Source organism: Streptomyces luteireticuli (assembly GCF_041519305.1).
GTDB lineage: Bacteria > Actinomycetota > Actinomycetes > Streptomycetales > Streptomycetaceae > Streptomyces > Streptomyces luteireticuli.
In genome coordinates this window covers 1025590-1039476 of sequence record NZ_CP167927.1, presented here as the reverse complement: position 1 = coordinate 1039476, position 13887 = coordinate 1025590, and the positions used below count along the sequence as shown (strand labels likewise).

2 protein-coding genes and 1 pseudogene are annotated in these 13887 nt (G+C 74.2%); all 3 read right to left on the bottom strand.

From position 1 onward, the window contains the following. Nucleotides 1–82: 82 nt before the first annotated feature. The gene (locus tag AB8735_RS04410; RefSeq protein WP_372405492.1) at nucleotides 83–1483 is read right to left on the bottom strand and encodes an amino acid permease; all 1401 of its coding nucleotides are present in this window, start codon (nucleotides 1481–1483) and stop codon (nucleotides 83–85) included. A gap of 163 nt (nucleotides 1484–1646) precedes the next feature. After that, the gene (locus tag AB8735_RS04405) at nucleotides 1647–2831 is read right to left on the bottom strand and encodes a cytochrome P450 (RefSeq protein ID WP_344027248.1); all 1185 of its coding nucleotides are present in this window, start codon (nucleotides 2829–2831) and stop codon (nucleotides 1647–1649) included. 60 nt (nucleotides 2832–2891) lie between these two features. Next, a pseudogene (locus AB8735_RS04400) lies at nucleotides 2892–13883 on the bottom strand (SDR family NAD(P)-dependent oxidoreductase); the annotation flags it as partial. Between the last annotated feature and the right edge of the window lie 4 nt (nucleotides 13884–13887).

Here is a 13887-nt window from a genome sequence, read left to right as displayed (position 1 = left end):
GCGGTGGCCGGCAGTTCGCCGCTGCCGAAGCCGAAGGCCCCGCCGACGCGAGGTCGGCGGGGCCTTCGGGGACGGGCGGGGGTCAGCCCGCGGTGCGCTGGCGCAGGCGGCCGATCACGGCCAGGGCGATGGCCAGGCCGCCCGTGGAGTACAGCTGGACGCGGGTGTCGGCCTGGAGGGTCATCAGGGCCAGGGCGCCGACGACTCCGGCCAGGGTCAGCCAGGTCAGATAGGGGAAGCCCCACATGCGGACGACCAGTTGGCCGGGGGTCTCGCGCTCCAGGCGGCGGCGCAGCAGGAGGTGCGAGGCGGCGATGAAGCCCCAGACGATGAGGACGACGCCGCCGACCATGTTGAGCAGCCAGGCGAAGACGGTGGTGGGCCACCAGTAGGACAGGAGCACGGCGAAGAAGCCGAAGGCGCAGGACGCGAGGACCGCGCGGCGCGGGACCTGGCCGGAGACCTTGGCGAGGATCTTCGGGCCCTGGCCGCGGGAGACCAGCGAGTGGGCCATGCGCGAGGAGCCGTAGATGTTGGCGTTCATCGCGGACAGCAGGGCGATGAGGACGACGACGTTCATGACCTGGCCGCCCGCGGGGACATTGAGGCGGTCGAGGACGGCGGCGTAGGGGCCGGACTCCGTGACGGCCTTGTCGTTCCACGGGACCAGCGTGACGATCACCAGCATGGAGCCGACGTAGACGATGGCGATGCGCCACATCGTCGTACGGACGGCCTTGGCGACGCCGCGCACCGGGTCCTCGGACTCGGCGGCGGCGATGGTCACCGTCTCCAGGCCGCCGTAGGCGGCGAGCGAGGCCAGCAGGCCGACGAGCAGGCCGTTGGCGCCCGCGGGCATGAAGCCGCCGTCGTGCACCAGGTGCGCGGCCCCGGGGGCGTGGGTGCCGGGCAGCAGGCCGAAGATGGCCAGTCCGCCCAGGACGAGGAAGAGCGCGATGGCGCCGATCTTCAGGGCGGCGAACCAGAACTCGAACTCGCCGAAGTTGGCGACCGCCCCCAGGTTGGTGGCGCAGAACAGCGCCATGAGGATCAGCACCCACATCCACGACGGGGTGCCGGGGAACCAACCCTGCAGGATGTGGGCGGCGCCGATGGCCTCGATCCCCACGCCCACGACCAGCAGGGTCCAGAACATCCAGCCGGCGGTGAAGCCCGCCCAGGGGCCGATGGCCCGGTCGGCGTGGACGGAGAACGAGCCCGAGGACGGGTTCGCGGCGGACATCTCGCCGAGCATGCGCATCACGAACATCACGAGCAGGCCGGACACGGCGTAGGCGAGCACGATCGACGGACCGGCCGCGGCGATGCCCGCGCCGGAGCCCACGAAGAGGCCGGCGCCGATGACGCCGCCGAGGGCGATCATCGAGAGGTGGCGCTGCTTGAGCCCGTTCGACAGCGGGGTGTGCTGCGGAGACGGGCTCCCCGTCGGCGTCGGGGGCGGTGAGGTGAGTGTCCGGCTCATGGGCGTTACCTGTCCAATATGCGAGATCGGAAGACCATGAGTATGCGATCTCGGACAGGGGTGCGCAGATACGTCCGTTATGCGGACGACGGCCTCACGGAGGGTGATGGGAAGGGGCCGGTGTGTGCCCTCGGTGCCGGAGCGTCGAGGGCACACACCGGTGCTAGAACCGCACCGGCAGGTGGAAGAGGCCGCGCATCAGGCTCGGCCGCCAGGCCAGCTCCGCCGGATCGGTGTCGAAGGCCAGCCCGGGACACCGCTCCAGCAGGGTGCGCAGGGCGATCGTCGTCTCCAGCCGGGCCAGCGGGGCGCCCAGGCAGTGGTGCACGCCGTGGCTGAAGCCGAGGTGGCCGCGCGCGTCCCGCCGGATGTCGAAGCGGTCCGGCTCCGGGAAGCGCTTCGGATCGCGGTTGGCCGCAGCCAGGAAGACCATCACCGGGTCGCCCTTCGGGATCGTGACGCCCCCGATCTCCACGGGCTCGGCGGTGAACCGGTGGGCCGTGGTCTGCGACGGGCCGTCGTAGCGGAGCATCTCCTCCACCGCCCCGTCGACCAGCGTCATGTCCGCCCGCAGCGCCGCCAGCTGCCCGGGGTGGCGCAGCAGCGCGCACGTGCCGTTGGCGATGAGGTTGACGGTCGTCTCGTGCCCGGCGACCAGCAGCAGGAACGCCATTCCGAGCATTTCCTCGGGCGAGAGCGAGTCGCCGTCCTCGTCCATGGTGCGTACCAGCGCGCTCAGCAGGTCGTCGGCGTCCCCCTGCCGCTTGGCCTCGATGAGCTCGGCGAGGTAGCCGGTCATGCCCATCACCGCGGCGCCCGCCGCCTCCGGGGAGCTCGGGAAGACGATCTCGCTCGACCAGGCGCCGAACTGCTTGCGGTCCTCGGCCGGGACGCCGAGGAGCTCGCAGATGACCGCCATGGGCAGCGGCGCCGCGAACGCCTCGACGAGGTCGGCCCGGCCCGCCGGCAGCATGGCGTCCAGGAGTTCGTCGGTGATCTGCTGCACCCGCGGGCGCAGCGCCTCGATCCGGCGCGCGGTGAACTCCCGGGCCACCAGCTTCCGCAGCCGCGTGTGGTGCGGCGGGTCGGTCTGGAGCATGTTCAGCCCGATGGCGTGGCCGCCGTCGTCCTGCCAGGAGGACGAGTACCGGATGTCGTTGCGCAGCCGCGGATCGGTCAGCGCGGCACGCGCCTCCTCGTGTCCGACGACGAGCCACACATGGCCCTCGTCGTACGTCGGCACGCGGTGCACGGGGCCCTGTTCCCGCAGGTGCGCGTAGAGCGGGAAGGGGTCGGAGACGAGGTCCGTGCCGGGGGGTGCCACCCGGTCGAGGGCGGGCATGGTCATGATGGGTTCCTTGCCTGATGGTGGGATCGGTAGGAAACGTGGTGCGGAAGGGGAACGGGGTCAGAGACCGTGCTCGGAGAGCCAGCTCTCCATGGCCTCGGCGGTCAGCGGGAGGTTGTGCTCCATGAGCGTGAAGTGGTCGCCCGGCGTCGCCACGCCCGTGTGCGGCAGCGGCCACTCGGCCCGCCAGCCGCCGTCCTCGAACCCCTCGTCCTGATGGGGCATCGGGTCGGCGGCGCTCAGGAAGAGCGTCGGGGCGGCGATCGGCTGCGGCACGCACTCCTCCATCAGCAGGGCGTTGTAGCGCCCGCTGGCGGTGAGCTTCGTCCCGGTCAGCGCGTGCGGGCCGAGGAGCTGTTCGCGCGAGTCCAGCCCCTCGTTCATCGCGATCATGGTCTTCTCGGAGAACTGGTGCGTCGCCTGGAAGGTGTCCAGCAGGACGACGGCGCTCGGCGCCGGCCCCTCCCGCTCGGCGAGCTCCGCCAGCGCGTGGGCGATCAGCCCGCCCATCGAGTGCCCGACCAGGACGAACGGCCTGTCGCCCACGGTCGTGCGCAGCTGGTGCAGATGCAGCTCGACGAGGGAGGCGAAGCTGTCGGCGACCAACTCGCCTTCGTTGTAGCCCGGGTTGACGAGCGAGAGGACGTCGCGCCTGCCCCCGAACATCTGGGCCATCATGCCGTACTGGATCGGTCCGGCCGTCGCCGTGATGGCGGGCAGGCAGATCAGCATGGCCCGCGTCCCGTCACCGGACGCCATCCGCACCGGCGGCAGCGTGTGGTCCGCGGCGTCCGCGGCGGTGAACGAGGGCCGCAGCCGCCCGGCGGCCTGGATCAGCGCCATGCCGTCGGACTGGGCCCGGCCGAGCGCGTACGCCTGGTGGTAGAGCGCCGCGATGCTGTCGAAGGCCGACGACGGCGCCATGGCCGAGGCGAGCGCCGCCTCGATGCTCGTCTCGGCGACGGGCTGTTCGGTCACGAGACCGGCGAGGTGGGCGGCGAGTTGCGCGACGGTCGAGTGCTCGAACGTCGTCGTCGCCGGCAGCCGCAGGCCCAGCAGCCGGCCGAGCCGGTCGCGCAGGTCGATGCCGCCGATCGAGTCCATCCCCAGGTCCAGGAACTCCACCTCCGGGCCGATGCCCGCCGCGTCGTCGTGGTGGAGCACCGCGCCGAGCTGTTCGCGGACGAGCTCGACCAGGAGCGCGGGCCGCTCCTGCGGCGCCGCGTCCAGGACGCGGCGGCCCGCGGACGGGTCGACCGGTGCCCGCCGCCGTGCGGGACGTGCCCCGGCGGCCTCCCGGAACCGGTCGGTGTCCACCGGGCGGAGCGTCAACTCCTCGACGGAGAGGACGGGTTCGCCCATGCCGTCGGCGACGCGGACGGCGACGGCGTCGGCCCCGGTGGGCGACAGCAGCACCCGGACGGCGCCGGGCGCCGCGGAGTGCACCCGCACCCCGGACCAGGAGAACGGCATACGCACCTCCGGGTCCGCGGCCCCGCCCGCGCCCAGCGCGTGCAACGACGCGTCCAGCAGCGCCGGATGCAGGACGAACCCGTCCGCGGAGCCCGCCTCCTCGCCCAGCACCACCTCGGCGAAGACCTCCTCGCCCCGGCGCCACGCCGCGCGCAGCCCGCGGAAGGCGGGGCCGTAGGCGAAGCCGCGCTCCGCCAGTACGTCGTAGTGGCCGTCCAGCGCGACGGCGGACGCGTCCGCCGGCGGCCAGGCGCCGGACAGGCCGCCGAAGTCCCCGTCCGCCCCCTCCTCCGGGGTGACGACCGGGGTGACGACCGCCCGGACGTGGCACGTCCAGTCGTCGCCGTCGCCCGCGGACTCCGGGCGGGAGTGCACCGTCAGCTCCCGCTGCCCCGCGGCATCGGGCGCCCCGATGTGGACCTGGACGTCCACGCCGCCCGGGGCGTCCAGGAACAGCGGCTCCTGGAGGGCGAGTTCGGCGAGCTGCGGGCAGCCGGCCGCGCGCCCGGCGTACAGCGCCCAGTCGACGAAGACGCTGCCCGGCAGCACGACGCCGCCCATGACGGTGTGCTCGCCGAGCCAGGGCCGGACCGTACGGGAGAGCCGGCCCGTGAACAGCAGGGTGTCGCTCCCGGCGGGGGAGACGGAACCCGACAGCAGCGGGTGGTCCACGGCGGAGAGCCCGGTGGAGTCCGCGCCGCCCGAGCGGTCCGGGGCGTCCAGCCAGTACCGGCGCCGACGGAAGGCGTACGCCGGCAGGTCCACCGGACGGCCGCCGTCGAAGGTGCCCGTCCAGTCCACCGGGCCACCGGCCACGAACAGTTCGGCCAGCGCGGTCAGCCACCGCTCGTGGCCGTCCTCGGCGCGGCGCAGCGTCCCGACGACCGCCGCCCGGCCGTCCCCGGCCTTCTCCATGGCCTCCTCCAGGGTCTGCTCCAGCCCGGGCAGCAGCACCGGGTGCGGGCTCACCTCGACGAACACCCGGTGCCCGGCCTCGGCCAGGGCGCGGGTCGCCTCCTCGAAGCGCACGGTCCCGCGCAGGTTGCGGTACCAGTACGCGGCGTCGGCACCCTCGCCGTCGAGGAGGGCGCCGGTCACCGTGGAGTGCATCGGCACGTCGCCGGACCGGGGCACGACGGGCCCGGCCAGCTCCAGCAGCGGCTCGCGCAGGCGCTCGACCTGCGCGGTGTGCGAGGCGTAGTCCACCGGGACGCGACGGGCCCGCACCCCGTCCCGCTCGCAGACGGCGAGCAGTTCGTGCAGCGCCGGCGCGTCACCGGCGACCACGATGGACCGCGGCCCGTTCACCGCCGCCACGGCGATCCGCTCGCCCCACGGCGCCAGCAGCTCCTCCGCCCGGTCCGCCGCTATGGAGAGCGCCACCATGCCGCCGCGGCCCGCCAGTTCACGGCCGATCAGCCGGCTGCGCAGGGCGACGATCCGGGCCGCGTCCGCGACGGACAGCACCCCCGCCACGCACGCCGCCGCCAGCTCGCCCTGCGAGTGCCCCACCACGGCGGCCGGTTCGACCCCGTGGGACCGCCACAGCCGGGCCAGGGACACCATGACCGCCCACAGCGCGGGCTGCACGACATCGACACGGAGCAGCAACTCCTCGTCCCGCAGCGCCTCGTGGAGGTCCCAGCCGGTGTGGGGCCGGAGCGCCTCGGCGCACTCGCGCAGCGACTCGGCGAACACCGGTGACGCGTCGAGCAGATCGACGGCCATCCCGGCCCACTGCGACCCCTGCCCGGGGAAGACGAACACGGGCCCGGCCGGTCCGCCCGCCACCCCTTCGGCCACGCCCGCGACGGGCTCGTCACGGGTCAGGGCCGCCAGGCGGTCCAGGAACTCCGCACGCGTCCGGCCGACCACCACGGCGCGGTGCGCGAACACCGAACGGGCCGTCAGCGAACGCGCCACGTCCACCGGGGACAGCGCCGGGTCCTCCGTCACCCGCTCCAGCAGGCGGCGGGCCTGCTCGCGCAGGCTCTCCGCGTTCTTCGCCGAGAGGACCCACGGCACCGGCACATCCGGGACACCGGGAACGGGGGGCGCCACGGGGCCCTGCTCCAGGATCACATGGGCGTTGGTGCCGCTGATCCCGAAGGAGGAGACGGCGGCGCGGCGCGGGCGTCCGCTCTCGGGCCAGGGGCGGGCGTGTGTGGCGAGTTCGAGGGCTCCGGTGGTCCAGTCGACGTGCGGGGTGGGCTCGTCGGCGTGGAGGGTGGCGGGAACATGGCCGTGGTGCATGGCCAGGACCGTCTTGATGATTCCGGCGACGCCGGCGGCGGCCTGGGTGTGGCCGATGTTGGATTTGACCGAGCCGAGGAGGACGGGGCGGTCTTCCGGCCGGTCCTGGCCGTAGGTGGCGAGGAGGGCCTGGGCCTCGATGGGGTCGCCGAGCGCGGTGCCCGTGCCGTGCGCCTCCACCACGTCCACCTCGGCGGCCGACAGCCCGGCACTCTCCAACGCCTGCCGGATGACTCGCTGTTGAGCAGGTCCGCTGGGTGCGGTGAGGCCGTTGGAGGCCCCGTCCTGGTTGAGCGCGGAGCCACGGATCACCGCCAGGACGCGGTGCCCGTTGCGGCGCGCGTCGGACAGCCGCTCCACCACCAGCATGCCGACGCCCTCGGCGAAGCCCATCCCGTCCGCGTCGGCGGCGAACGCCTTCGACCGGCCGTCGGGGGCCAGTCCGCCGACCCGGCTGAACTCGACGATCGGCCGCGGCGTCGACATCACCGTCGCACCACCGGCCACGGCGAGCGCGCAGTCGCCCTGCCGCAGCGCCTGCGCGGCCAGGTGCAGCGCCACCAGGGACGACGAACACGCCGTGTCCACCGTGATCGCCGGACCCTCCAGGCCCAGCGCGTACGCGACCCGGCCCGAGGCGACGCTGTTGGCGCTGCCGTTGCCGAGGTACCCCTCGAAGCCCTCCGGCAGCCGCGGGAACCGCGCCGCGTAGTCGTTGTAGATCAGCCCGGCGAAGACACCCGTCGACGTGGACCGCAGGGCGGCCGGATCGATGCCCGCGGACTCGAACGCCTCCCACGCCGTCTCCAGCAGCAGCCGCTGCTGCGGGTCCATCGCCAGCGCCTCGCGCGGCGAGATCCCGAAGAACTCGGCGTCGAACTCCGCCATGTCGTGCAGGAAACCGCCGACGGGCGCGAACGCGCCGTCCAGATCGGCCTGCCAGCCGCGGTCGTCCGGGTAGGGCCCCATGGCGTCCCGCCCGTCCGCCAGCAGCCGCCACAGCTCCTCGGGCGTGCGCACCCCGCCGGGGAAACGGCAGCTCATCCCGACGATCGCGATCAGGTCGTCGTCCGGGGCCGCCGCCGTTCGCTCCGTCCGTACGGGGGCGGCGTCGCCCCCGTACGGTACGAGCAGCCGGCCGAGCTCGGCCACCAGCGCGGCCACGGTCGGGTGGTCGAACACCGCCGTCACCGGCAGCCGCAGACCCGTCGCCGTGCCGAGCCGGTTGCGCAGCTCCACGGCCGTCAGCGAGTCGAAGCCCAGGTCCTTGAACGACCGGTCCTCCGCCAGCGCCCCGGCGTCCGCGTGCCCCAGCACCACGGCCGCGTGGGCGCGCACCAGCCCGGTCAGGGCGCGCTCGCGCTCCGCCGAGGGCAGCGCGGCCAGCCGCTCGCGGTGCCCGCCCGCCGCGCCCGGCGCCGCGTTCACCGCGCCGCGCCGCGTCACCGGCCGCACCAGCCCGCGCAGCAGCGCGGCGGGTTCACCGCGCTCGCGCAGCGCCGCCACGTCCAGCCGCAGCGGAACCGCCAGCGCACGGGGCGCCCGCACCGCCGCGTCGAAGAGGGCCAGGCCCTCGGCGGAGGACAGCGGACGCACGCCCAGACGACGCATCCGGCCCAGGTCGGAGGTCCCCAAGTCACCCGTCAAGGCGCTGCGTTCGGACCACAGGCCCCAGGCGAGGGAGTGCGCCGGCAGCCCCTCGGAACGCCGCAGCCGGGCCAGGGCGTCCAGGAACGCGTTGGCCGCCGCGTAGTTGCCCTGGCCCGCCGAGCCGAACACCCCGGCCGCCGACGAGAACAGGACGAACAGCGCCAGATCGCGGCCCCGGGTCAGCTCGTGCAGATGCCAGGCGGCATCCGCCTTCGGGCGCAGCACGGCGTCCAGCCGCTCCGGGGTCAGCGACGGGACCGCACCGTCGTCCAGCACGGCGGCGGCGTGCACCACGCCCCGCAGCCGCGGCAGGCCGTCCACCAGAGCGGCGAGCGCGTCCCGGTCGGACACGTCGCAGGCCACCACGCGGACCGTGGCACCCAACTCGGCCAGCTCCGCCGCGAGTTCCTCGGCACCAGGAGCCTCCGTGCCCCTGCGGCCCGCCAGGACGAGGTCGGTCACCCCGTGGTCCGTCACCAGCCGGCGGGCCACCGCCGACCCGATCACGCCCGTACCGCCGGTGACCAGCACCGTGCCGTCGAGCGCCGCCGGGGGAGCGGTGAGCACCACCTTGCCCGTGTGCTGCGCCCGGCTCATGTGCCGGAACGCCTCCGGGGCCCGGCGCGCGTCCCAGGCCGTCACCGGCAGGGGAGACAACACCCCTTGCCCGAAAAGCTCCTTGAGCTCGCGGAGCATCGCCCCCAGCCGGTCCGCACCGGCCTCGCCGAGGTCGAACGCCCGGTACCGCACGCCCGGCCGGGCCGCGGCCACCTCGTCGGCGTCACGGATATCCGTCTTGCCCATCTCGACGAACCGGCCGCCGCGCGGCAGCAGCGCCAGCGAGGCGTCCACGAACTCACGGGCCAGACAGTTCAGTACGACGTCGACACCGCGCCCGCCGCTCTCCGCGAGGAACCGTTCGGTGAACTCCGGCGTACGGGACGAGGCCAGACGCCCGGCCGGAACGCCCGAGGCGCGCACCACCGGCCACTTCGGCTCGCTCGCCGTCGCATAGACCTCGGCGCCGAGGTGCCGCGCCAGCTGCACCGCGGCCATGCCCACACCGCCGGCGGCCGCATGGACCAGCAGCGACTCGCCCGGCCGGACGTCCGCCAGGTCGACCAGGGCGTAATAGGCGGTCAGGAAGGCCGCCGGAACGGTCGCCGCCTGCGCGAACGACCAGCCGTCGGGCATCGCCACGACCATCCGGGCATCGGCCACCGCCACCGGACCCGCGTACGCGCCCGACAGCAGCCCCATCACCCGGTCGCCCACCGCGAGGCCGTCCACCCCGGGACCGACCTCCAGCACCACTCCGGCGCCCTCGCTGCCGAAGATCGACTCCCGGTCCGGGACGACCCCCAACGAGGCCAGCACATCACGGAAGTTGACCCCCGTGGCGCGGACGCCGACGCGGACCTGTCCGGGGGCCAGAGGCTCCTCCGCACGGGGACGGGGCGCCAGACGCAGCCCCTCGATCGTCCCCGCCGTGCCGAGGTCCAGCCCCCAGGCGCGGGTCCCCGCGGGGACCGCCAGCACCGCCGGGTCCGACGGCGCCACCCGCGCCAGCCGCGGCACGGACACCGCACCGCCACGCACCGCGAGTTCGGGTTCCCCGGCGGCCACCGCACCCGGCAGCGCCCGCGCGGACGCGGGATCGGCGTCGAGGTCCACCTGCGCGAACCGGTCCGGGTGTTCCGCACACGCCGTGCGCCACAGGCCGCGGACGGCGGAGACGGCCACGCCGCCCCGCTCGCCGGGCAGCACCGGCGCGGCGTTCGAGGTCACCAACACCAGGCGTGCTTCGGAGAGTTCGGCGCAGTCCAGCCACTCCTGGGCCGTGGCGAGTGCCGTGGCGAGGAGGGTACGGCTCACGGCGGGGACGTCGTCGCCCTGCTCCTCCTGCGCCTCGTCCGCGGGGCAGGGGAACAGCACCGTCGCGGGGGCCGGCTCGCCCGCCCGTACGGCGGCCAGCAGCGCCGCGACGTCCGTGTGCACGGGTGCGTCCAGCCCGGGCAGGGCACGGCCGAGCACCGCCACCGGCCCCTCCGGGGCGCCGGCCGGCTGTGGCGTCCACCGCACCTCGTACATCGAGTCCGCGACCGGCCCGGCGACGGGCGCGGCGTCGGCGGCGAACGGACGCGAGACGACGCCGTCGAGGGTGAGGACCGGCAGCCCGGCCAGGTCGGTCATCAGCACCGACACGGTGTCCGGACCGGACGGTGACACCCGTACGCGGGCGCCGGTCGCACCGGTGGCGTGGAGACGGGCCCCGGTGAAGGAGAACGGCATCATCCGTTCCGCGCCGGACGCGAACAGGTCCGGCAGACGGGTCTGGAGCGCCGCGTCCACGAGCGCCGGGTGCACCCCGAACCGGGCGGCAGCGCCGACGGCCGACTCCGGCAGCCGCACCTCGGCGAACAACTCGTCGCCACGCCTCCACAGGCCCCGGACGCCCTGGAACACGGGCCCGTAGGCGTAACCGTGCTCCGCCGCCCGCTCGTAGAAGCCCTCGGTCTCCACCGGGACGGCACCCGCCGGCGGCCACACGGTCTCCGGCTCCCCGGCGGCGTCGGACTCCCCGGCGCCGTCGGACGACGGCGCCACGGTCAGCAGACCGGTCGCGTGGCAGGTCCAGTCGGCCTGGTCGTCCTCCGGCCCCGGCCGGTGCGGGCGGGAGTGCAGCCGCACCGCGCGCGCTCCGTGCTCGTCCGGTGTGTCGACGCCCACCTGGAGGTCGACGGCCGAACCGTCGTCCGGTACGGCCAGCGGGGCGTGCAGGACCAGCTCCTCCAGCCGCTCCGCGCCCACCTGCTGACCCGCCCGGAGCGCCAGCTCCACCAGAGCGGCGCCCGGCACCAGGACCCGGCCCGCCACCGCGTGGTCGGCCAGCCATGGGTGCGAACCCGTCGACAGCCGCCCGGTGAACACGAACCCGCCACCGGCCACGCTCACCCCGGCCGACAGCAGCGGATGCCCGACGACCGACAGCCCGGCCCCGGCGACGTCACAGACGCCACCGGTGGACGGGACCCAGTAGTGCTCGCGTTGGAAGGGGTAGGTGGGGAGGTTGAGGGGGGTGCCGGTGGTGAGGGTGTGGTGCCAGTTGGGGGTGTGGCCGTGGGTCCAGAGGGTGGCGAGGGAGGTGAGGAGTTGGGTGGGTCCGCCGTGGTCGCGGCGGAGGGTGGGGATGGTGGTGGTGTTGGTGTGGGTGAGGACGGGGTGGGGGCTGATTTCGAGGAAGGTGGTGTGGCCGTCGTCGGTCAGGGCCTCGATGGTGGGGTGGAAGCGGACCTGCTCGCGCAGGTTGCGGTACCAGTACGCGGCGTCCAGGCTCCGGCCGGGGACGAGGCCGCCCGTGACCGTGGAGTAGAGCGGGATGTCGCCGTCGCGGGGCGTGATCTCGGCGGCGAGGGTGAGGAGTTCGTTGTGGATGCGTTCGACGTGGGGGGTGTGGGAGGCGTAGTCGACGGCGATGGTGCGCGGGTGCAGACCGGCGGCTTCGGCTTCGGTGGTGAGGGCGGCGAGCGCGGTCGGGTTGCCTGCGACGACGGTGGAGGTGGGGCCGTTGACGGTGGCGATCCACACGTCGTCGTGGCCTGCGAGGAGCTCGGTGGCGCGTTCTTCGGTGGCGGCGAGGGAGAGCATGCCGCCGTGTCCGGCGAGTTCGCGGGCGATGGTCTGGCTGCGGAGGGCGATGAGTCGTGCTCCGTCGTCGAGGGTGAGTGCGCCTGCGACGCAGGCGGCGGCGATTTCGCCTTGTGAGTGGCCGATGACGGCGGCCGGTTCGATGCCGAGGGAGCGCCAGAGTGCGGCGAGGGAGACCATGACGGCCCAGAGGGCGGGTTGGACGATGTCCACGCGTCGCAGCAGTTCTTCGTCCCGCAGCGCTTCGTGCAGATCCCAGTCGATGAAGGGGGTGAGTGCTTCGGCGCACCGGTCGATGGAGTCGGCGAACACGGGCTGAGAGGAGAGGAGTTCGGTGGCCATGCCGGGCCACTGGGATCCCTGTCCGGGGAAGACGAAGACCGGGCCTTCGTCGGGAGTCTCGGTGACGGTGCCGTTGACGACGTGGGGAGCGGGCTCCCCGGTGGCGATCGCGTCGAGTCCGGCGAGCAGGGTGTCCCGGTCCTCGGCGACCACGACCGCCCGGTGTTCCAGAGCGGCACGCTGAGTGGCCAGGGCCCAGGCGATGTCGGCGGATGCGTGATCGCCGTTGGCCGCGAACTCCCGCAACTGCGCGGCCTGTTCGCGGAGTGCGGCCTCCGTGCGGCCGGAGAGCACCCACGGCATGACCCCGACCACCGGAGCGGCGGTGGTCTCGGGGGCGGTCGCAGGCGGGGTCTCCTCGACGATGATGTGCGCGTTCGTACCGCTCACGCCGAAGGAGGAGACGGCGGCGCGGCGCGGGTGTCCGGTCTCGGGCCAGGGGCGGGCATGTGTGGCGAGTTCGAGGGCTCCGGTGGTCCAGTCGACGTGCGGGGTGGGCTCGTCGGCGTGGAGCGTGGCCGGTACGTGGCCGTGGTGCATGGCCATGACCATCTTGATGACGCCTGCCACACCGGCGGCGGCCTGGGTGTGGCCGATGTTGGATTTGACCGAGCCGAGGAGGACGGGGCGGTCTTCCGGCCGGTCCTGGCCGTAGGCGGTGAGAAGGGCCTGGGCCTCGATCGGGTCGCCGAGCGCGGTGCCCGTGCCGTGCGCCTCCACCACGTCCACCTCGGCGGCCGACAGCCCGGCACTCTCCAACGCCTCGCGAATGACGCGCTGTTGAGCCGGTCCGTTGGGGGCGGTGAGGCCGTTCGAGGCGCCGTCCTGGTTCACCGCCGAACCGCGGATCACCCCGAGGATCCGGTGCCCGTTGCGACGGGCGTCCGACAACCGCTCGACCAGCAGCAGCCCGACGCCCTCCGCGGCGACCATGCCGTCCGCGTCGCCGGAGAACGCCTTGGTCCGGCCGTCGCGCGCCAGCCCCCGCTGCCTGCTGAACTCGGTGAAGAGGTCCGGCGTGGACATCACGGCGACACCGCCGACCACGCCGAGGGAGCAGTCGCCCTGCCGCAGGGACTGCATCGCCAGATGCAGCGCGACCAGGGACGACGAGCAGGCCGTGTCCACCGTGACGGCCGGACCGGTCAGCCCGAAGGTGTAGGAGAGGCGCCCGGACAGGACGCTGCCCGCCACGCCGGTGAGGGCGTGGCCCTCGATCTCCGCCGGGATCGCGGGCAGCCGGCTGCCGTAGTCGTGGAAGCTGGCGCCGATGAAGACGCCCGTGCGGCTGCCGCGCAGCGACGTCGGGTCGATCCCGGCGCGTTCGAAGAGCTCCCAGGAGGTCTCCAGCAGCAGCCGCTGCTGCGGGTCCATCGCCAGCGCCTCGCGCGGCGAGATCCCGAAGAACCCGGCGTCGAACTCGCCCGCGTCGTGCAGGAATCCGCCCTCGGCCGTGTACGAGGTGCCCGGCCGCTCGCCGTCCGGGTCGAGGAGCCCGGCCAGGTCCCAGCCCCGGTCGCCGGGGAACCCGGAGATGCCGCTGCCGCCGTCGGCGACCAGGTCCCACAGGGTCTCCGGCGAGGTGACGCCGCCGGGGTAGCGGCAGCTCATCCCGACGATCGCCACCGGCTCACCGGCCGCAGACTCCGCCGCCCGCAGCTGCGCCCGCGTCTCCTGGAGCTCGGCGGTT